Genomic DNA, 19,993 nt, shown 5'->3' with positions numbered 1-19,993 from the left:
TTATTCCCAGGAAAACAATGCTTTGCCGGAAGAGACCCCCGAGGTCGAGGATTGGCATGCGGCCGGCGAGCCGATCGCCAACGACGAGGACTATCGCCCGCGCTTCCGCTCGCCGGCGCTGAGGAGCTACGACCCGGGCCAGTATTCCGATGGAAGCTGGGAAAGCCATTTCTACATGGCGCCGAATGTCCGCTTCACGCGCACCCCCGACAAGGTCGCCGCCAGGATCGAGGAGGCGGCCGCCGAGGAGGTGCAGCAGGCCGAGCCGGTTGTCGAGCAGCCCGCCCAGCCCGCCGGAACGACGCAACTCTCCCAGGCGGAACTGCTGCAGCGCCTGCGCGAAGCGCTGGAAGACCGCCGCCGCCGCTCCGAAGCGCTGGCGGCCGAGGCCGCCGCGGTTCCCGCCGCCGAGCCGGTGCCACCGCTGGTCCAGGCGGTGGTCGCTGCCGGCACGACGGGAACGCCCGCCGAAGCCGCCGTCGTGTTCAAGCCGGCCGTCCCGTTGCCTGCCCCCCGTGCCGCCATGCCGGCCCTTTCCATTCCGAAGCCAGCCGAGAAGACCGACGTGCGTACCGCAATCAGCCGCTTTGCCAACCTTTCCGACCATGCCTTCTGGGAAACGCTGGTGCCGGACGAGGATGCGGCCGAGCGGCCGGTCCGGCCGGCCGTCACCGTCGTGCGCATGCCGCCGCCCGTCCCGGCGCCCGCCGCCATCGTCGTGCCGCGGCCCGTTGCGGTTCGTGAAACGCGCCAGGAAGTGCCTTCCATCGCCTCGCTCTTCCGCGTCGTCGAATGCCGTCCGCCCGCCGCCCGGACTGCGGTGGTCGAAGCTGCGCCCGTTGCCGTGATCGCGACGCCGGTCGTCGAGACGGTGGCCGAGGCCGTCCCGGTTGTCGCCGAGGTCAAGGCCGAGCCTGTCGCCGCCACGCCGGTCGCCGTCGTCGAGCCCGTGCGCGAAGCCCCGTCCTCGGTGCTGTCGCGCGCCCGGCCGTTCCAGGTCATGATGGCGACGCCGGCGGGCGAGGCCTACGAATACCCGCCGCGCGAACTCCTGCAGGAACCTCCTGGCACCGTCGGCTATGTCCTCACGCAGGAACAGCTCGAACAGAATGCCGGCCTCCTCGAAAGCGTGCTGGAAGATTTTGGCGTGCGCGGGGAGATCATCCATGTGCGCCCGGGTCCCGTCGTCACGCTCTACGAATTCGAGCCGGCGCCCGGCGTCAAATCCTCCCGCGTCATCGGCCTTGCCGACGATATCGCCCGCTCCATGTCGGCGCTGTCGGCCCGCGTCGCGGTCGTGCCCGGCCGCAACGTCATCGGCATCGAACTGCCGAACGCGACGCGCGAGACGGTCTATTTCCGCGAGATGATCGAGAGCCAGGATTTCGCCAGGACCGGCTTCAAGCTGCCGATCTGCCTCGGCAAGACCATCGGCGGCGAACCCGTCATCGCGGAACTCGCCAAGATGCCGCATCTGCTCGTCGCCGGCACCACCGGCTCGGGCAAGTCCGTCGCCATCAACACCATGATCCTGTCGCTGCTCTACCGCTTCCGCCCGGAAGAGTGCCGCCTGATCATGGTCGATCCGAAGATGTTGGAACTGTCGATCTACGACGGCATCCCGCACCTCCTCACCCCCGTCGTCACCGATCCCAAGAAGGCCGTCATGGCGCTGAAATGGGCGGTGCGCGAGATGGAGGACCGCTACAGGAAGATGTCGCGTCTCGGCGTGCGCAACATCGACGGCTACAACAACCGCGTGGCCACCGCGCGCGACAAGGGCGAGACGATCTCGATCAGCGTCCAGACCGGCTTCGACAAGGGCACCGGCGAGGCGATCCACGAGGAGCAGGAACTCGCCCTCGACCCGATGCCCTACATCGTCGTCATCGTCGACGAGATGGCCGACCTGATGATGGTCGCCGGCAAGGAGATCGAAGGCGCGATCCAGCGCCTCGCCCAGATGGCCCGCGCCGCCGGCATCCACCTGATCATGGCGACGCAGCGCCCGTCCGTCGACGTCATCACCGGCACGATCAAGGCCAATTTCCCGACGCGCATCTCCTTCCAGGTCACCTCGAAGATCGACAGCCGCACCATTCTGGGTGAGCAGGGCGCCGAACAGCTGCTCGGCCAGGGCGACATGCTGCACATGGCCGGCGGCGGGCGCATTTCCCGCGTGCACGGTCCCTTCGTCTCCGACGAGGAAGTGGAGAAGGTCGTGTTGCACCTGAAGGCGCAGGGTCGCCCGGAATACCTGGAGACCGTGACGGCCGGGGAAGAGGAAGAAGAGGACGAGAAGCCGGCGGCCGGCGGGGCGGTGTTCGACAAGGGCGACATCGCGGCGGAAGACGGCGACGATCTCTACGAGAAGGCCGTCAAGGTCGTCATGCGCGACCGCAAGTGCTCGACCTCCTATATCCAGCGGCGCCTTGCCGTCGGCTACAACCGCGCCGCCTCCCTCGTCGAGCGCATGGAGAAGGAAGGCCTCGTCGGCCCCGCCAACCATGTCGGCAAGCGCGAGATCGTTTCCGGCGAGCGCGGCAGCTTCCAGGCGCCGGAACCGGGCGACGACGACTGAGCTGTCTCCGGCGGCGATTGCCCAGTCGCCGGGCATTTGTCCTATTTGTTTGAATTGGAATGCATTTCTCGATCCGGCCCGCCATCGCGGGCCGGATTTTTGCCGTCTTCACGGGAAATTTGGTGGGCGTGTCACATTTAATCGATTTGGCCCGGAGTAGGGTCTTTCCGGCCTGTTGCATATGGCGGAACGATCTGTGAATAGTGCCGCCGGCCCGAAGAACCGGCATCCAAGGAGGATAGGAATGGCATTGATCACCATGCGGCAGTTGCTCGACCACGCCGCGGAGAACGATTACGCACTGCCCGCGTTCAACGTCAACAACCTGGAATATATCCAGGCGGTCATGCGCGCTGCCGATGCGACGGATTCTCCGGTGATCCTGCAGGCAAGCCGCGGCGCGCGCGCCTATGCGGGCGATGCCTTCCTGCGCCACCTGATCCTCGGCGCGGCCGAGGAATATCCGCACATCCCGGTCTGCCTGCATCTCGACCACGGCGACCAGCCCTCGACCTGCATCTCGGCCATCACCAACGGCTTCACCTCCGTCATGATGGACGGTTCGCTGCTCGCCGACGGCAAGACGGTCGCCAGCTACGACTACAATGTCGACGTCACCGCGGAAGTCGTGAAGATCGCGCATGCGGCCGGCGTTTCGGTCGAAGGCGAGCTCGGCTGTCTCGGCAACCTGGAAACGGGCGCCGGCGACAAGGAAGACGGCCACGGCTTCGAGGGCAGGCTTTCCCGCGAGGAACTGCTGACCGATCCGGACCAGGCGCTCGATTTCGTCTCCAGGACGGGCGTCGACGCGCTCGCCGTCGCCATCGGCACCAGCCACGGCGCCTACAAGTTCACCCGCGCGCCCGACGGCGACATCCTGTCGATCGAGACCATCGCCCAGATCCACGCGAAGCTGCCGAACACGCATCTCGTCATGCACGGCTCCTCCTCGGTTCCGCAGGCGCTGCAGGATCTCTTCACCACCTATGGCGGCGAGATGAAGCAGACCTGGGGCGTGCCGGTCGCCGAGATCCAGAAGGCGATCCCGCTCGGCGTGCGCAAGGTCAATATCGACACGGACCTGCGCCTCGCCATGACCGGCACGATCCGCAAGAACTTCAAGGAAAAGCCCGACAATTTCGATCCGCGCACCTACCTGAAGCCGGCGACCGCCCTGATGGCGGAGGTCTGCAAGGAGCGCTTCGAAGCCTTCCGCACCGCCGGCAAGGCGTCGAGCATCCGCGTGAAGCGCCTGCCCGACATGGCGAAGTTCTACGCGGTGAAGTAAGACTTTCGCCCTCCCGGTCCGTCGGGAGGGCGATTTTCTGCGTGGGCCGGTGTGCCGGCGCGATTGCGCATTGACAGCACCGCTGCATCATTCTTTATTGGTGAATATCTCATTCATGTGAGGATCGATGTTTCCCGCCGAAACCGGCAGGAAGCCGTTGCAGGCCTGTGCGACGCCTCGTAAAAGAATGCGATCCCGAAAAGCCGGATGATGCGAGGACAGACAGCATGAGCGTGGACCAGGCCCTGACGATCGCGGACCTCAAGGACCGGGCGCGCCGTCGCGTGCCGAAGATGTTCTTCGAATATGCGGATTCCGGCGCCTGGACCGAGGGCACCTACCGCGCCAATGAGGACGATTTCCACAAGGTCAAGCTGCGCCAGCGCGTGCTCGTCGACATGACGAACCGGTCGCTGGAAAGCGAGATGATCGGCGAGAAGGTGTCGATGCCCGTCGCGCTCGCGCCGACCGGCTTCACCGGCATGCAGCATGCCGACGGCGAGATGCTCGCCGCGCAGGCGGCCGAGGAGTTCGGCGTGCCCTTCACGCTGTCCACGATGAGCATCTGCTCGATCGAGGACGTGCGCTCCGTCACGTCGAAGCCCTTCTGGTTCCAGCTCTACGTGATGCAGGACAAGGAGTTCGTCCACAACCTCATCGACCGCGCAAAGGCCGCCGGCTGCTCGGCGCTCGTGCTGACGCTCGACCTGCAGATCCTCGGCCAGCGCCACAAGGACCTGCGCAACGGCCTCTCCGCCCCGCCGCGCTTCACGCCGAAACACCTCTGGCAGATGGCGACGCGACCCTTCTGGTGCCTCGACATGCTCGGCACCAAGCGCCGCACCTTCGGCAACATCGTCGGCCACGCCAAGGGCGTGAAGGACCTGTCCTCGCTCTCCTCCTGGACCTCGGAACAGTTCGATCCGCAGCTGTCCTGGAAGGACATCGAGTGGATCCGCGACCGCTGGGGCGGCAAGCTCATCCTCAAGGGCATCCTCGACGAGGAGGATGCGCGCATGTCGCTCGACAGCGGCGCCGACGCCATCATCGTCTCCAACCACGGCGGCCGCCAGCTCGACGGCGCCGCCTCCTCGATCAGCATGCTGCCGCGCATCGTCGACGCCGTCGGCGACAGGATGGAAGTGCATCTCGACGGCGGCATCCGCTCCGGCCAGGACGTGCTGAAGGCGCTGTGCTACGGCGCCAAGGGCACCCATATCGGCCGCCCCTTCCTCTACGGCCTCGGCGCCGGCGGCAAGGCGGGCGTGCGCCGCGCGCTGGAAATCATCCGCAAGGAACTCGACGTCACCATGGCGCTCTGCGGCGAGCGGGACGTGAAGAACCTGTCGCGGAAGAACTTGCATACCGACCTTTGAGCAGGGTGTCAGGCGCCCTCGAAACCCTGCAGCACGTTCACGGCGTTGACGCCGAGGGCGTCCACGGCGTAGCCGCCTTCCATGACGAAGAGCGTCGGCAGGGCGAGATCGGCGATGCGGCGGCCGATCGTCAGGAAATGCCCGCTCTCCAGCTTGAACTGCGAGATCGGATCGTCCTTGAAAGTATCGACGCCGAGCGAGACGACGAGAGCGGTCGGAGCGTAGGCGCCGATCCTTGCATGCGCATCCTCGAAGGCGGCCTGCCAGTCCGGCCAGGTCGTGCCGGCGGGGAGGGGATAGTTCAGGTTGAAGCCCTCGCCCCTGCCGGCGCCGCGTTCGCGGGCGTGGCCGAGATGGAAGGGGAACTCGAAATCCGGATCGCCGTGGAGGCTCGCGAGCAGCACGTCGTCGCGGTCGTAGAAGATCTCCTGCGTGCCGTTGCCGTGGTGGTAGTCGACATCGAGGATCGCGACGCGCGCATGGCCGTTGTCGAGGAAGCGCTGGGCGGCGATGGCGGCATTGTTGAGATAGCAGTAGCCGCCGAAGAAATCGCGGCCGGCGTGGTGGCCGGGCGGGCGGCAGAGCGAGAAGGCGGCGCGCTCGCCGGTGAGCACGGCGTCCGCCCCGGCAAGCGCCGTGTCGGCGGCGCGCCTGGCGGCCTGCCAGGTCGTCCCGGTGATCGAGCCGGCCATGTCGAAGGAATAGTAGGAAAGACGGGCGTCGAGGCCGGAGGGCGGGGCGTCGAGCATCGGCATGGAACGATGGCGCCAGCTATAGGGCCAGACCTCGCCGCCACGGCCGGCGGCGCGCCATTCGGCAAAGACGTTTTGCAGGAAATCGAGATAATCCGGCGTATGGATGCGCTCGATGGCGGCCCGCTCATAGGCGGCAGGTTCGATCACCGGGCCGAGGCCGGCCTCCCTGACGCGCTTCAGCACGATCTCGGCGCGTTCCGGCTTTTCGAAGGTCTCGACGATGCGGCCGAAGGACAGCTCCATGCCGCTGTGATGCAGGTGATGGTCGGCGGTGTAGAAGGTTTTCATGATCAGACGATTTCGCCATAGAGCGTGCGTTCGAGGGCGGTGACTTCGGCAGCGAAGCGGCAATATTCGGCGCGCTTGAGGGCGAGGAAGACGTGGTGCAGGCGCTCGCCGAGCGCGTCCTTCAGGAAGGCGGAGCGGCTTGCCGTCTCGATGGCGCTGCGCCAGTCCGGCGGCAGGTCGTCGCCGGCATTTTCCGCATAGGCCGTGGTTTGCGGGCCGGGATCGGCCTTTTCGAGAATGCCCCTGCGCATGCCGGCAAGTACCGTTGCGCCGACGAGATAGGGGTTGGAATCGATGCCGGCGGCGCGCTGTTCCAGATGGCGGCCGGCGGGGGAGCCGGCCGGCACGCGCACCGCGACGCTGCGGTTGTTGGTGCCCCAGGTCGGCGTCGTCGGCGCATAGCTCTGGGCGGAGAAGCGGCGCCACGAGTTGAAATGCGGGGCGAAGACGAGCATGGATTCGTGCATGGTCTGCAAGAGGCCGGCGATGGCCTGCCGCAGGAGCGGCGAAAGCGCTTCGCCCTCATCGGCGAAACGGTTCGCGCCCCCGGCATCGGCAAGGCTCGCATGGACATGCATGCCCGAGCCGGCACGGCCGGCGAAGGGCTTTGCCATGAAGCAGGCCATCATGCCGTGGCGCACGGCAAGCGCGCGCAGGAGGCGCTTCAGCATGGCGAGATCGTCGGCGGCCCGCAGCGCGGCGCCGTGGCGCAGCGTCAGCTCGAACTGGCCCTGGGCATATTCCGAGATCATCGTCTCGACCGGGAGGCCCTGCGCCTCCGCGCCGCGATAGACGGCGTCGATGAAGGGCTCCAGCCGGTCGAGCTCGGTGACGCCGTAGACCTGGATGCCTTCGGGCCGCTCGCCGGAAAGCGGCAGGCGGAGCGGCTGGAAGGTGCCGTCGGCGGCGCGCGCGCGGTCGAGCAGGTAGAATTCCAGCTCGTAGGCGAGCACGGGGTGGAATTGGTCGGCTTCCAGCAGCTTCACCTGGCGCGCCAGCGCATGGCGCGGGTCGGCGGCCATCGGCGCGCCGTCGAGTTCGAAGAGGGAAAGCCGCAGTTCGCCGCGCGGCGGCGAGGTCCACGGCAGGGGCACGAGCGAGCCGGGAACCGGCCATGCGCGCCGGTCCGCATCGCCGTCCGACCAGACGAGGCCGGTTTCCTCCACGTCCTCGCCCGTCACGTCGAGGCCGAGGATCGAGCCGGGCAGGTGCCGGCCGGCGCGGAAGATCGGCAAAAGCTCATGCCGCCGGATGATTTTTCCGCGGGCGATGCCGTTGAGGTCGACCAGGACGAGATCGAAGGCGGTGATGTCCGGATGGGCGGCGAGGAAGGCTTCGGCCTCGGCGATATCGGCGGCTTCCGGCGGCCGGGCGGCAAGGTCCCGGCTCACGCGGCGGCCCTCCGTTCCGCAAGGCGGCCGGTGACGGTCGCGAAGGCCGTGACGAGGCCGTCGGCCTGCCGTTCCGAAAGGGCGGGGCTGACGAGCACCATGTTGTGGAAGGGCGTCAGGAGATAGCCGAGGTTCAGCATGGAAAGATGCAGGGCGGCTTCGATCGTGTCCGATGCGGCGGCGCGCGCCTCGGCGGCATTGCGCACGGCAACCTTCGAAAAGACGACCTCCAGCCGCGCGCCGACGCGCGAGACCGTCCAGTCGAGCCCGGCGGCGGCGATGGCGGCCTTGAAGCCGGCTTCGATGCGGTCGGCGCGGGCCTGCATGACGCGGTAGGCCTCCTCGGTCATGACCTGTTCGAGGCAGGCGCGCAGGCAGGCGAGCTGCAACGCGCTGCCCGACAGCGTCGTGCCGATGCCGGAATGGCCGTGGCCGCTCTGCTCGCGGCGGATGACGTGCAGCCTGTCGGAGATCGCCTGCGTCATGCCCCAGACGCTGACGGGCACGCCGCCGCCGATCGGCTTGCCCATGACCATGAGGTCGGGGTCCAGCCCGTGCACCTTCGTATAGCCGCCGAGGCCGGTGGAGATCGTGTGCGTCTCGTCGATGAGCAGCAGCGTGCCGGCGTCGCGCGTCAGGCGGCGCAGCGCATCGTGGAAGCCGGGCGCGGGCGGGATCATGCCGCAGTTCGTCATGACGGGCTCTGCGAGCACGCAGGCGATGTCGTTTCCGGCGAGCGCCCGCTCCAGCGCGGCCTCGTCGTTGAACGGGATCGAGACGGTGAGTTCGCCGAGGTCGCGCACCTGGCCGAGCAGGTTGCGGCGCGAAACGGTCCTGCCGTCGACGAGGTCCACCAGCGTGTCGTCCACCGCGCCGTGGTAGCAGCCGTCGAAGACGAGGAGCTTGGCCCGGCCGGTGACGGCGCGGGCGACGCGGATGGCGAAGCGGTTGGCGTCGCTCGCCGTGGCGCCGAGCTGCCAGCGCGGCAGGCCGAAACGCTCGACCAGCAGGCGGCCGACAATCCCGGCATCGGAGGAGGGCAGCATGGTGGTGAGGCCGCGCGTGCCGGCCTTCTTCAGCGCCTCCAGCACCGGGGCGGGGCCGTGGCCGAACATGGCGCCGGTATCGCCGAGGCAGACGTCGACGATGCGGTTGCCGTCGAGATCGACGAGCTCCGCGCCGCTCGCCTCCTCGACGACGAGGGGGAAGGGCGTCGGCCAGTCGAGCATCCAGTGCTGCGGCACGCCGTCGAAGAAGCCGGAGGTCGCCTCGTCATGCGCCGCCGCCGACCGCGGTCGCTGCGCGCGGAAAACCGCCGCCTCCGCCTCGATGAGCGCGCGGGCGCGCGCCTCCAGCTCCGCCCTCTCCATTCCGTTCTCCAGCCTACTTCCGAGAAATGTGATCACATATTGGTTGATGTGATTTCAAGTGTCAAACGGCAAGATACCCGGCGGAGCGGCTAAAGGGCGCTGACGATGCGCAGCCAGTCGTGCACGGAGGCGGCGGCCTGCCTTTCGGCGGAACCGGGGGCGCGGGGGCCGCGGTCGCCCATCTCGCGCACCTCGCGCGGGCTGATGCCGAACTGGTGACGAAAGGCGCGGGAGAAGGCGGAAATATCGGAAAAGCCGCAGGCATAGGCGATCTCGCCGACGGCGCGCTTGCGCTTGTCCGCAAGCATGTCGAAGGCCGCGCGCAGGCGCCGGCTGCGGATATGGTCGGTGACGCCGCCGATCGGTTCGAACAGCCGGTAGAGCGAGGCGCGCGACAGGCCGAACATCTTGCACAGATGCTCCGGCCCGAGATCCGCCAAGGCGAGGTGCTGCTCGATATAGCGGCGGATTTCCATGATGACGGCGCCGCGCACCGTGGGGGAGGGGAGGCTGCGTTCGGCAAGCTGCGGGCCGACGAGATTGGTGACGAGGTTGGCCGTGGCGGTGACGATGGCCGGCGCCTCGTCCGGGGTGATGTCCGCAAGATCGGCGAAAAGGGCGCGCAGATGGCTGCCGATCAGGCGCGCCGTGCTGGTCGAGCGCTTCAGGAGAAGCCCGTGCAGTGCGTCGTTCTGCCCTTCCTTGCCGAACAGCAGGTGGCGCGGCAGCACGAGGGTGAGGTTGCGACAGCGCTGCGTTTCGGCCTGCAGGGGCCGCGACAGGTCGAAGAGCGATATGTCGCCCGCCTCCACCCGTATCGTCTGGCCGTTGACCGTGCGCAGGTCGCCGCCGTCCAGCGTCAGTTGCACGAAGATGAGGTCGAGCCCGCTGCGGGCGATGCGCCCGGGATCGCGCGAGAAACAGTAGGTCGTGCCGAGCATCTCGGCGGCGAAGAACAGGGCCGGCCCCATGAAATAGGTGGAGAGGCTCGCGCGAAAATCGGCGATCCGCTCCGGCGTCGCCATGCTCGTGCGGAAGACGGGGTCGAGCGTCTCGGCAAACAGCCGGCTTGCCCGACGGCAATCCGCGCCGGCTTCGGCCAGGATGGAGTTGGAGGGCAGCTTGGCAACGGGATTCATTCTCTCTCGCGACGGTTCGATGGCGGCCGGTCTTGCCTGCCAAGAGGCAGGGACGGACGAAGGTTCCCGGAAATTCGCCCCCGCGCCGGATTTCCCGGCTTGGCACGGTGTCTCATTCTTTTGGCGCCCCGTCTCATAATGCCGATTGGCCCCCGGAATACAATTGACAGTTTCAACGGCCTGCAACCCCATGGAAAATAATGGGTTCATCGGGGCCCGCGATGCCGTGGCAACCACACGAGGGGGCGCATCGTTCCGGATCGGGGAATGGATATGGATCAGGTTTCCTTTGCCGACAGCGCGCTGGTCTTCAAGGTGCCGCCGTTCGAGTTCCTCAATGCGCCGGGTTTTGCCGCCGCGCGCGACCGGCTCATCGCCGGCAAGCTCGCGCTCTACGAGGGCAACCATCTCTTCAACCGGCTCATCCTGGAGGAGGGGCGGTTCCTCTGTTATCTTGCCGCGCTCTCGCTGCATGCCGGGCAGGACATGGCGCGCGGATCCACCTGGCTGACGCTCGGGCGACTGCAGCGCGAGGTCACGGAACTCGGCGTGGCGAGCCGCAACCGCGTCGAGGCCCAGGTCTCCTGTCTGCGCAAATACGGCTTCCTCACGCAGCAGCCGCATGCCTCGGACCGGCGCGTGCGCCTGCTCGTTCCCGGCGCGGCCCTTCTGGCGCGCGATGCCGGCATTCTCGGCTACCTCATCGAGGGGCTGTCGGCGCTCGGGCTCTCGCCGACGGAGGGGTGCAGCGGGCCGCTCACGCCGGAACTGCACCGTGCCATGCGCCGGGCGACGCTGCCGCATTTGCCGGGCCTCAGCCGGATCATCCGCCGTCATCTGCCGCTGGCGCCGTTCTTCGCCCATGATTGCGGCTACATGATCCTGTTGCTTCTTCTGCGCGGCGCGCGCGCCGGCGATGACGGCGTCATCGCCTCGGGCTACCAGGGGCTTGCCATGCAGACCGGCGTCTCGCGCACCCATGTCCGGCGTATCGTCGAGGCGGCGCGCGATGCGAGCCTCGTGACCACCACGGCGCGCGGCGGCCACGACATCCGGCTGACGCCGGCCATGTGGCACGCGGCGGACCGCTGGTTTGCCGACAAGTTCGCCCTGACGGACCTGTTGTTGCGCGAGGCCCTGGCGTCAGGAGCCGCCGACAAGGCGGCGTGACGACAGACTATCCCGCGGAAGCGGCGGCGGCGAGAACGACCGCCAGGACGAGATGCGTCAGGTGATGCAGCGTCTGGTCCGCCCCGAGCAGCCACCAGAAACCCGTCTTGCTGGGCACGAGCGCCCGGCGCCGGCCGGCGATGCCCTTCATCCGGTCGATCGCGCCGTGGACGAGGGCGTCGGCGATACCGAGCCAGGCGAGCGGCGGGGCGACGAGGAGAAACAGAAGGGCGGTGAGGGCGCCGTGCAGGCCGGCATGGATCAGGAGCGGCAGCAGCCAGCCGTCCCGCCGCTCCTTGCCCAGGGCAATCCAGTCCGTCTGGAAAAGGAAATCGGCCAAAAAGTGCTTTACGAGGAACGCCGCCATGGCGGCGGCGATCCAAACGGTCGAAATCTGGTCCGGTATGTCGATCATTCCGCTCCCGTCTGCCCGCTGCCGTAAGGCAGGGCGCGACCCCTTCCCATGCAGCTTCCGGACGCAGGATGCCCTAGCGGCCGCCCGCCTCGATGATGCCCTTCGTCAGGCTGCCGGTCGCCGGAAAGAGCGGGATCAGGCAGGCCTGGAGCGCATGATAGATGTCCCCCTTGCCGGCGAACAGGGTATAGCTCGGCACGAGGTCCTCCGTCAGTTCTTCATGCCAGCCGCCGCGGTCCTGATCAAGGAAATGACGCGCGATGGCGTCCCAGATCCTGCGATACCACGTCTCGTGGAGATCGCTCGGCAGGTGTTCGGCGAGGAATGCCGCCGCGCCCGCGCCTTCGGCCATCGGCCACCACAGCTTGTTGCGGTTGACCGGCGTGTCGTCCCAGTCGAGCGTATAGAAGAAGCCGCCCTTCTCCTTGTCCCAGCCGAGCGCGACGGACTGGGCGAAAAGCGCCCTGGCGGCCTCCGGCATCCAGTCGTGCTTCCTGCCGCCGAGCGCGTAGAGCTGCAGGACGAGGCGCGCCCATTCCAGCCAGTGGCCGGGCGTGGTGCCGGAGGGGCGGAACATCTCGTTGCCGCGATAGGCCTTGTCCAGCACCCAGTTCTCGTCGAAATGCTCCGGCACGCGGAAGCCGTTTTCGCCGGCGCGGCGGCGGATGACGAGGTCGGCGATGCTTTCCGCCTTGTCGAGATAGGTCTTGTCGCCGGTCGCCTCGAAGGCGGCCATCAGGGCTTCGGTCAGGTGCATGTTGGAGTTCTGGCCGCGATAGCCGGGGATCGCCGTCCAGTCCGCCTCGAACTCTTCGGCGATCGCGCCGTGCTTTTTCTCCCAGAAGCGCTTTTCCAGCACATCGGTGACGTCGGCAATCATCCGGTCGGCATCCGGGTGGCCGGCGACCTTGGCGCTGGAGGCGGCCAGCAGCACGAAGGCGTGGCCGTATCCCTGCTTGCTGGCGTCGAGCAGGCCCGCATTGTCGAGCGACCAGTGGTAGCCGCCGCGCTCCGCGTCGCGGTGCTTTTCCCAGAGATATTTCATGCCGTGGTCGACGATGTCGTCGGAGCCGGGGCGCCCGAGCAGGCTGCCGATGGAAAAGCAGTGCACCATCCGCGCGGTGGAATGGATGCCGCGCACCGGATTGCCGGGATTGAGCGGCCGTCCCTCGACGTCGAGTTCGTGAAAGCCGCCGAGCGGGTTGAAGGCCCGGTTCTGGAAGAAGTCGAAGAGGCGGTTGGCTTCGCGCCAGAGCCACTGGCGATGGTACTCGCGCTTGCGCCAGGCCGTGCCTGGATGTCCCGTTGCGCCCATGATGCGTTCTCCTTTTCGATCGGTCGGCATTGTCGTTTCCCGTTCAGGGGCCTTGATGGGCGCGGGAGAAAACTCCCGTGGCGTGGCGTTCACGCACGGCCCGCAACGCTCGCAATGACGGTTGGCCTCCGGACAGATGGGAGGGGAGTTATGGCCCAGAACCTTGGGCACGGCAACCCGGCAAGGACGCCCGCGCCCGGGGCATGCATGCCCCGGAAAGGATGAAAGGCGAATTTACGATTGCGGCGGAAATGAGAAAATATACTCTATCAATCTTATAGGGATAATATATAACTCAGCCTGAAAAAACGGGGCGGAGATGATTGTCCGCACCCGAAGGCCGGTAAAGAGAGCCTTCAGAACAAGGGATGATGGATGACTAACGCCAAACTCGATGGTCGCACCGGTTCCGTAGCCTTCGGCAGCACCAGCGACCGAAGGGCCCGCCGCGCCAGACAGCAGGCCCTCGTCAATCAGGTCGTCATTACCGGCGCCTTCCTCTTCGTCGGCGCCGTGGTGTTCGGACTGGTCGGCTGATCCTCCGCCCGCTTCGCCGGGCCTATCTGACCTGCGCCGTCACGAAATCCTTCACGATCCGCACGATGCCGCGCGACAGGACCTCGTCCAGCGCGGCGATGAAATCGTCCACATGCGCGCGCTCGCAGATCAGCGGCGGCTCCAGGCGGATGACGTTGCGGTTGTATTCGGTGAAGGCGACGAGCACGCCGTGGTCGCGCAGGAGATGGCTGCCGATGAAGCCCGGCAGAGACCCCTTCAGCTTGTCGTCGAGCACCGAGAGCAGCGGGCGCAGCACGAGCGGCATCGTCTTCGAGAAGTCGTGGAACTCCAGGCCGATCATCATGCCCCTGCCGCGAACCTCCTTCAGAAGCGAGGGATAGCGCGCCTGCAACTCGTGCAGCCGCTCCGAAAGGTAATCCCCGACTTCTGCCGAATTGTCGATGAGCCGCTCGTCATAGAGCACGTTGAGCGCCTCGATCGAGGTGACGCAGGCCTCGCCGATGCCGCCGAACGTCGCCATGGCGTGGATCATCGCGGTCTTCGGCGTGCCGTAGGCCTTCATGTAGACGTCGCGCGTGGCGATCATGGCGCCCATGGCCGCCTTGCCGCCGCCCAGCGACTTGGCGAGCGCCGTCACGTCGGGGACGACGCCGTAGTGCTCGAAGGCGTAGAACTTGCCCGTGCGGCCGAGGCCGCACTGGACCTCGTCGGCGACCCACAGCACGCCGTACCGGTCGCAAAGCTGGCGCAGCTTCTTCCAGAACGCCTCGTCCGCCTGGATGATGCCGCCGCCGCCCTGCACGGTTTCAAGGACGATGACGCCGATCTGCGGATCGGCGCGGAAGGCGTTCTCGATCGCCTCTATGTCGCCGAACGGCACGCGGACGGTGTTGTCGACCAGCTTGAACTCGCCGCGATAAAGCTGTCCGTCGGTGATCGAGAGCACGCCCTTCGTCTTGCCGTGGAAGGAGTTTTCCGCATAGACGATCTTCGGCTTCTTGGGGCCTGCGGCGCGCTCGGCCACCTTGATCGCCGCTTCCATGGCTTCCGAGCCGGACGAGCCGAGGAACACCATGTCGAGATCGCCCGGCGAGCAGGCGGCGATGTTGTGCGCCAGCGCCGTCGCATATTGCGACATGAAGGCGATGGCGATCTCGTGCCGCTTCTCGTCCTGGAAGGCCTGGCGGGCGGCCAGGATGCGCGGATGGTTGTGGCCGAAGGCCAGCGAGCCGAAACCGCCGAAGAAATCGAGGATCTTCCTCCCGTTCTGGTCGTGGTAGTACATGCCCTCCGCGCGCTCGACCTTGATCTTGTGGAAGCCGAGCAGCTTCATGAAATGAAGCTGGCCGGGATTGAGATGGCTGGAGAAAAGCTCGGTCATGCGCGGCACGTCGAGGGCTTTCGCCTCCTCGACCGAAAGCAGCGCCGGCTTCGGCGTGACGGGCAGGGAAAGCTCGGTATGGCTCGGTCGGACTTGGCTGTTCATCTTCTTCTCCCTCAGGCGGCTTTGGACTGGCCGACATGGGCCTCGGCGCCGCCGCCGATCTTCTTGCGATATTCGGAATAGGCGGCGATCAACATGTCCTCGTCCCGGTGCTGGGGAACCCAGCCCAGCGCGCGCTCGCCCTTGGAGACGTCGAGGACGCACATCTCGTCGGCGATGAGATACTGCTCGGGATCCATCAGCGGCATGTTGATGAGGTCGAGCATGTCGAGCACGCGCTTGACCGCCCAGGCGGGCGTCGGCAGGAGGATCGACCTCGACCCGGCATGCTTGACGAGGTCGCCCAGGAGCTTGCGCACGGGCGGCGGGTTGAGCGAACCGAGATTGTAGACATCGTTCGGCACGCCGGCCTTGAAGGCGGCATGGGCGGCGGAGGCGCAGTCGAACACCGAGATGAACTGATAGGGGTTCCTGCCGGAGCCGATCATGGGAACGGGAAGGTTGCTGTCGATCAGCTTGAAGAGCTTCGACAGGATACCGAGGCGGCCCGGCCCGATGATCAGGCGCGGCCGGAAGAGCGAGATGTTCATGCCGCGCCGGCGCCATTCCACGGCCAGTTCCTCGGTACGCAGCTTGGACATGCCGTATTCGCCGAGCGGCGCGCAGGGGTGGTCCTCGGTCTGCGGCCAGGTATAGGTATGGCCGTAGACCATGTCCGTCGTGAAATGGACGAGCGATTTCGCGCCGGCCTCGTCCATCGCCTTCAGGATGTTCTCCGTGCCGTGGTAGTTGACGGGGAAGAAGAAGTCGTGCCGCTTGGCGCGTACCTGGATCGGCGACAGCATCTTGGCCGAAAGGTTGTAGACCATGTCCTCGGCGCCGATGCCGAGCGCGCGGATGGAGGCGGGGTCGGTGACGTCGGTGTGGACGAAACGGGCGTCGCGATAGTGCGGCAGGTCGCTCTTGACGATGTCGGCGACGACCACCTCGTGGCCGTCGGCCAGCAGTCGGGGGGCAAGATAGCGTCCGACGAACCCGTCGCCGCCGAAGATGATGTGTTTCATGGCTCTATCCCTGTCTTTCGTCCGGTCGGGTGTCGGTCTGGTCCCGGCTTATGTTTCGGTGAGTTTATAGGTCGCGGCCGTCGTCTCGGTTTCCGCCGGCTTGCCGCCGCTTTGCGCGATGAGGATCGTGCCGATGCAGATGAAGGCGATGCCCGCGATCTTCAGCGCGCCCAGTTCCTCCTTGAACAGCAGCCAGGCGCACAGGGCGACGGCGACATAGGCGAGGCTGAGGAACGGATAGGCGAACGACAGATCGACCTTGGACAACACGTAGAGATGCGAGGCCATCGAGATCACGAACATCGCGAGGCCCGCGAAGACCCAGGGGTTGAAGACGATCTGGAAGACCCGCTGGACGATCGAGTCCGACGAGAAGCTGATCGGCCCCAGCGTGATCATGCCGTATTTCAGCAGCAATTGCGCCGCCGCGTTGGTCATGACCGTGAAGAGGATGAACGGAATGAATTTCATGGCGTCCTCATGGTTTCTTTCGGCACGCCGTCGCCTGCCGGCCCGGCGAGCGCGGTCCGCCGCCAGAAGTCCGAGCAGAATGCCGTGTCGCGAATGCTTTCCAGCCGATGCCAGTCGGGAAAACCGGCCCGGAAGGTCGAGGCGCTCATCCGCCCGTCCTTGTACGGGTTGACGCGCCCGCCCGCCGCGACGGTCATCCGGTCGAGCGTTTCCAGGAGGGCGCGCGTGGTGGCGCCGCGGTTGGGAAAATCCATCGTCAGCGTGTAGCCGGGGCGGGGGAAGGACAGGAGGCCCGGCGAGGGCACGGCCCCGAACCGCTTCAGCACGGTGAGGAACGAGGCATGGCCGGCCCTGCGGCTGGCGTCCAGCATGGCCGGAATGGTCACGCGGGCCGCCTCGAAGGGAATGACGCTCTGGTGCTGGTGGAGCCCTGCCGGCCCGTAGAGCCTGTTCCAGTCGCCGATGCCGTCGAGCGGGTAGAAGAAGGCTCCATAGCCGCTGCGATGCGGAGCGTCCTTGCGCTTCTTGGCGTGGAAATAGGCGTTGTTGAAGAGTTTCAGGCTGAGCCGGTTCAGCAGGGAGAAGGGCAGGTCGAACGGCACGCCGAGCCTTGCGGCCGGCCCGCCCGTCCGGAAGTTTCCGTTCGCCGCATGGTTGCCGGTGATCAGGACGCCGCGGTTCGCGACGGCAAGCTGGTCCACCCAGGCGACCGCATATTCGTTTTGCGCGTCGGCTTCTCCGGCAAGGTCGAAATAGGCGTCGAGGCTGGAGAAGGGGGTGATCCGCTCGTCTATGTCGAGCGAGCCGACCCGCATGAGCCGCAGCCTTGCGCTCAGCATCAGGCCGGTCAGCCCCATGCCGCCGATCGTCGCGGCGAAGAGGTCCGGGTTCTCGCCGGCCGAGCAATCGCGGATCACGCCGTCCGAGCGCAGCAAGCGAAAGCTCTCGACATGGCAGCCGAACGTTCCCCGGGCATGGTGGTTCTTGCCGTGCACGTCGTTGGCGATCGCGCCGCCGAGCGTTACGAAGCGCGTGCCCGGTGTCACCGGCAGGAAATAGCCGTAGGGCGCGGTATGGACGAGGATCTCGTGCAGGCTGGCGCCCGCCTCCGCCTCGAGGATGCCGCTCGCCGGATCGAAATGGAGGATGGCGTTCTTCGTGCGCATTTCCACGAGCGCGCCCGCATCGTTGTGGCAGCTGTCGCCGTAGGAGCGGCCGCTTCCGTAGGCCAGAAGGCTCGGCAGTGCGCCCGCCGCGCGCTGCAGGCCGCGCAGCGCCTCGTCTGCGGCGACCGCCCGCCGTTCCCGGCGGTCGAGGCGGCCGAAACTGTCGAAGGCCGCCCGCATCACACCACGCTCGCCGCGAGCAGCAGGACGGCGCCGGCGCCGATGAACAGCTGGCTGCGCCAGTCCGTCGCGATGAACACCACCGGATCGTCGTGCATTTCGCGGCGGTGGGCGAGGATCCACACCCGCATGCAGATATAGAGCACGATCGGAACGAGCGGCCAGATCATCCAGGGCTGGCTGTAGAGCGCGACGATCTCCTTCGACTGGATGTAGAGGGAGAGCACGAGCACGGCGACGAAAGCCGAGGCCACGCCGCTCTGGCCGATGACGTCGATATCCTCGGACACATAGCCCCGGCCCGCCACGCGCGCCTGTTCGTCGGTAATCGCGCCCTGCAGTTCGACATAGCGTTTGACGAGGGCGAGCGAGAGGAAGAAGAACAGCGCGAACGCCACCAGCCAGAACGACAGCGGCAGTTCGGTGGCGACCTTTCCGCCGAGCAGGCGCATGCTGTAGAGGCCGGCAAGGCACAGGACGTCGATCAGCAGCATGCGCTTCAGCGTCAGCGAATAGGCCGTCGTCGCGACGAGGTAGAGCGCGATGACACCGGCGAAGGCGAGCGGCAGCAGGAGGCAGAGCGCGGCGGCGGTGAACAGCAGGCAGGCCGAGACGGTCAGGCCGTATGGAATGGAGACGGTGCCGCTGGCAAAGGGTCGGTTGCGCTTGGTCGCGTGCCGCCGGTCGAGCGGCAGGTCGAGGATGTCGTTGAGGATATAGACCGCGGAGGCGGAAAAGGAGAAGGCGAGGAAGGCGATGGACGAGGCGACCAGCGTTTCGGCGGAGGCGATCGTATGGGCCAGCACGGCGGGGGCGAAGACGAGAAGGTTCTTCAGCCACTGGTGCACGCGCAGCATCCTGGCATAGGTTTTCAGGGTCGCGGCGCGGGAATCGAAGCGTTGCGAGCCGTGCCGCTTCTGGTAGCGGTCGGCCGCAAGGTCCGGGGCGACGATGATGGCGTTGCAGGCGACGTCGAAGACCGGAATGTCGGCGCGGTCGTTGCCGGCGAAGTCGAAGCCCTTCTCGCCATAGGCCGCGCACAGTGCCGCGGCCTTGCGGCGGGAAGACAGATTATTCGACGGGCTCGTCGCATGGACCGCGCTGAAGATCTTCAGTTCCTCGGCGACCGCCCGGGCGACGGGCTCGGCTGCGGCCGTCGCAAGGACGAGCCGCCGTCCCGCGGCGTGCTCGCGGCGCAGGAAGGCGAGGAAGTCCTGGCGGTAGGGCAGGTGCGCCGCATCCACCGTGACCCGGCGGGCGACCTCCCATTTCAGGCGGGCCTTTCCGGAGGAAAGCCAGACGGGGAGAAGAAACAGATAGAGAGGGTTCTTCTTCAAAAGCAGAAAGACGGTTTCCCACAACATGTCCGTCGATACGAGCGTGCCGTCGAGATCGACGGCGAGCGGTATGTCCATTCTGTGTTGTACGGGCGCGTTCATCTCTGTGCCAATTTTCTCGCGATCCTGCATCCCCCGAAAAGCTCGGGTGAAGGACATGAAAGCCTGTCTGATTTCTCCAAAATTCGGGAGGAGCCTAGGGGGGAAATCCGCAACCCAAAGTTAATGGCGGCCCCGGCGGGCCGCCGATGTGCAAACACGGTTAAAAAAATGCCGTCCGCAGGCGGGCCGGGCCGTCATGCCGCGCCGCTCAGCGCGGGCGCGGCGGAACCGACGAGAACTGCGGTTTCCAGTTCGTGACGATGAGAAGGATCATGCCCGCGACGAGGGCGAAATAGTACCGGTCCTCGGGCAGCGGGAAGCTTGCGAACTTGCCGGCGACGGCGATGGCCAGCGCGAACATCAGCGCGTTGAACCGCGGCCCGGCCCCCCTGTCGGCCGTTGCCAGCAGCCTCCAGCCGAGGAGGCAGGCCGCGAGCAGTTCGATCCAGTGATTGCCGCTCAGCGCGTTCATCGCTCCGTTCACGTAACCCTTCAGCATGACCGCGAGCGAGAAGGGCGGCTTGAAGCCGGCCATGGAATTCTGAAGCTCGACGCATGAGAAATAGAAATGGGCCCACCAGCCGGGATGCCCGCCGATCCTGGCGATGACCATGGCCGTCAG

General features: G+C 66.6%; 16 protein-coding genes and 1 pseudogene. 5 read left to right on the top strand and 12 right to left on the bottom strand.

Annotated elements, in window-relative coordinates; translation table 11 throughout:
- Positions 1-22: 22 nt before the first annotated feature.
- From AB3G45_RS04090 to AB3G45_RS04080, 3 genes are all read left to right on the top strand, one after another.
- The gene (locus AB3G45_RS04090; protein WP_367829368.1) at positions 23-2,581 is read left to right on the top strand and encodes a DNA translocase FtsK; all 2,559 of its coding nucleotides are present in this window, start codon (positions 23-25) and stop codon (positions 2,579-2,581) included.
- 244 nt (positions 2,582-2,825) lie between these two features.
- Positions 2,826-3,869: a class II fructose-bisphosphate aldolase gene (gene fba, locus AB3G45_RS04085; RefSeq protein ID WP_367829367.1), complete on the top strand. Its 1,044-nt coding sequence runs from the start codon at positions 2,826-2,828 to the stop codon at positions 3,867-3,869.
- Positions 3,870-4,102: 233 nt separating this feature from the next.
- Complete coding sequence (locus tag AB3G45_RS04080) at positions 4,103-5,245, top strand: L-lactate dehydrogenase (protein ID WP_367829847.1); 1,143 nt, start codon at positions 4,103-4,105, stop codon at positions 5,243-5,245.
- An 8-nt stretch (positions 5,246-5,253) separates the two neighbouring features.
- Here AB3G45_RS04080 and AB3G45_RS04075 read toward each other — a convergent pair whose 3' ends face one another.
- From AB3G45_RS04075 to AB3G45_RS04060, 4 genes are all read right to left on the bottom strand, one after another.
- Positions 5,254-6,288, bottom strand: a complete 1,035-nt coding sequence (locus tag AB3G45_RS04075; protein WP_367829366.1) for a histone deacetylase family protein — start codon at positions 6,286-6,288, stop codon at positions 5,254-5,256.
- A gap of 2 nt (positions 6,289-6,290) precedes the next feature.
- Entirely contained in the window at positions 6,291-7,679 is a 1,389-nt protein-coding gene (locus AB3G45_RS04070) for a glutamine synthetase family protein (RefSeq protein ID WP_367829365.1), read from the bottom strand.
- The gene (locus tag AB3G45_RS04065) at positions 7,676-9,049 is read right to left on the bottom strand and encodes a transaminase (RefSeq protein WP_367829364.1); all 1,374 of its coding nucleotides are present in this window, start codon (positions 9,047-9,049) and stop codon (positions 7,676-7,678) included. The genes AB3G45_RS04070 and AB3G45_RS04065 overlap by 4 nt, the downstream gene beginning before the upstream one ends.
- An 89-nt stretch (positions 9,050-9,138) precedes the next feature.
- On the bottom strand, positions 9,139-10,188 hold the full coding sequence (locus tag AB3G45_RS04060; protein ID WP_367829363.1) for a helix-turn-helix domain-containing protein: 1,050 nt from the start codon (positions 10,186-10,188) through the stop codon (positions 9,139-9,141).
- Positions 10,189-10,455: 267 nt separating this feature from the next.
- Here AB3G45_RS04060 and AB3G45_RS04055 point away from each other — a divergent pair, with 267 nt between their 5' ends.
- Positions 10,456-11,358, top strand: a complete 903-nt coding sequence (locus AB3G45_RS04055) for a hypothetical protein (protein ID WP_367829362.1) — start codon at positions 10,456-10,458, stop codon at positions 11,356-11,358.
- A 7-nt stretch (positions 11,359-11,365) separates the two neighbouring features.
- Here AB3G45_RS04055 and AB3G45_RS04050 read toward each other — a convergent pair whose 3' ends face one another.
- Together AB3G45_RS04050 and AB3G45_RS04045 are read right to left on the bottom strand one after the other, a co-directional pair.
- On the bottom strand, positions 11,366-11,773 hold the full coding sequence (locus tag AB3G45_RS04050) for a DUF3307 domain-containing protein (protein ID WP_367829361.1): 408 nt from the start codon (positions 11,771-11,773) through the stop codon (positions 11,366-11,368).
- Positions 11,774-11,846: 73 nt separating this feature from the next.
- A complete protein-coding gene (locus tag AB3G45_RS04045; RefSeq protein WP_367829360.1) occupies positions 11,847-13,088 on the bottom strand; it encodes an AGE family epimerase/isomerase in 1,242 nt (413 codons plus the stop codon).
- Between the two features lie 375 nt (positions 13,089-13,463).
- Between AB3G45_RS04045 and AB3G45_RS04040 the strand changes: the two genes are divergently transcribed.
- Positions 13,464-13,625: a hypothetical protein gene (locus tag AB3G45_RS04040; protein WP_367829359.1), complete on the top strand. Its 162-nt coding sequence runs from the start codon at positions 13,464-13,466 to the stop codon at positions 13,623-13,625.
- Between the two features lie 22 nt (positions 13,626-13,647).
- Here the strand turns inward: AB3G45_RS04040 and AB3G45_RS04035 are convergent, their stop codons facing one another.
- The 6 genes and pseudogenes from AB3G45_RS04035 to AB3G45_RS04010 all read right to left on the bottom strand — a co-directional run.
- Entirely contained in the window at positions 13,648-15,093 is a 1,446-nt protein-coding gene (locus AB3G45_RS04035; protein WP_367829358.1) for an aspartate aminotransferase family protein, read from the bottom strand.
- An 11-nt stretch (positions 15,094-15,104) separates the two neighbouring features.
- Complete coding sequence (locus tag AB3G45_RS04030; RefSeq protein ID WP_367829357.1) at positions 15,105-16,115, bottom strand: NAD-dependent epimerase/dehydratase family protein; 1,011 nt, start codon at positions 16,113-16,115, stop codon at positions 15,105-15,107.
- 48 nt (positions 16,116-16,163) lie between these two features.
- The gene (locus AB3G45_RS04025) at positions 16,164-16,586 is read right to left on the bottom strand and encodes an EamA family transporter (protein WP_367829356.1); all 423 of its coding nucleotides are present in this window, start codon (positions 16,584-16,586) and stop codon (positions 16,164-16,166) included.
- Entirely contained in the window at positions 16,583-17,932 is a 1,350-nt protein-coding gene (locus AB3G45_RS04020; protein WP_367829355.1) for an FAD-dependent oxidoreductase, read from the bottom strand. Before AB3G45_RS04020 ends, AB3G45_RS04025 begins: the two co-directional genes overlap by 4 nt.
- The gene (locus AB3G45_RS04015) at positions 17,932-19,371 is read right to left on the bottom strand and encodes a UbiA family prenyltransferase (protein WP_367829354.1); all 1,440 of its coding nucleotides are present in this window, start codon (positions 19,369-19,371) and stop codon (positions 17,932-17,934) included. The genes AB3G45_RS04020 and AB3G45_RS04015 overlap by 1 nt, the downstream gene beginning before the upstream one ends.
- Positions 19,372-19,579: 208 nt before the next feature.
- Positions 19,580-19,993: pseudogene (locus tag AB3G45_RS04010) on the bottom strand (hypothetical protein); the annotation flags it as partial.

The organism is Shinella sp. S4-D37 (genome assembly GCF_040812195.1).
GTDB lineage: Bacteria > Pseudomonadota > Alphaproteobacteria > Rhizobiales > Rhizobiaceae > Shinella.
Note: the sequence above shows the minus strand (reverse complement) of the source record. Positions and strands in the feature narration are given on the sequence as shown.

Bases quoted from the DNA above. Each gene is read 5' to 3' on its own strand.
- fba (WP_367829367.1), top strand. From the start codon at position 2,826: ATGGCATTGATCACCATGCGGCAGTTGCTCGACCACGCCGCGGAGAAC.
- AB3G45_RS04075 (WP_367829366.1), bottom strand. From the start codon at position 6,288: ATGAAAACCTTCTACACCGCCGACCATCACCTGCATCACAGCGGCATG.
- AB3G45_RS04065 (WP_367829364.1), bottom strand. From the start codon at position 9,049: ATGGAGAGGGCGGAGCTGGAGGCGCGCGCCCGCGCGCTCATCGAGGCG.
- AB3G45_RS04060 (WP_367829363.1), bottom strand. From the start codon at position 10,188: ATGAATCCCGTTGCCAAGCTGCCCTCCAACTCCATCCTGGCCGAAGCC.
- AB3G45_RS04055 (WP_367829362.1), top strand. From the start codon at position 10,456: ATGGATATGGATCAGGTTTCCTTTGCCGACAGCGCGCTGGTCTTCAAG.
- AB3G45_RS04050 (WP_367829361.1), bottom strand. From the start codon at position 11,773: ATGATCGACATACCGGACCAGATTTCGACCGTTTGGATCGCCGCCGCC.
- AB3G45_RS04045 (WP_367829360.1), bottom strand. From the start codon at position 13,088: ATGGGCGCAACGGGACATCCAGGCACGGCCTGGCGCAAGCGCGAGTAC.
- AB3G45_RS04040 (WP_367829359.1), top strand. From the start codon at position 13,464: ATGACTAACGCCAAACTCGATGGTCGCACCGGTTCCGTAGCCTTCGGC.
- AB3G45_RS04035 (WP_367829358.1), bottom strand. From the start codon at position 15,093: ATGAACAGCCAAGTCCGACCGAGCCATACCGAGCTTTCCCTGCCCGTC.
- AB3G45_RS04030 (WP_367829357.1), bottom strand. From the start codon at position 16,115: ATGAAACACATCATCTTCGGCGGCGACGGGTTCGTCGGACGCTATCTT.
- AB3G45_RS04025 (WP_367829356.1), bottom strand. From the start codon at position 16,586: ATGAAATTCATTCCGTTCATCCTCTTCACGGTCATGACCAACGCGGCG.
- AB3G45_RS04020 (WP_367829355.1), bottom strand. From the start codon at position 17,932: ATGCGGGCGGCCTTCGACAGTTTCGGCCGCCTCGACCGCCGGGAACGG.
- AB3G45_RS04015 (WP_367829354.1), bottom strand. From the start codon at position 19,371: ATGAACGCGCCCGTACAACACAGAATGGACATACCGCTCGCCGTCGAT.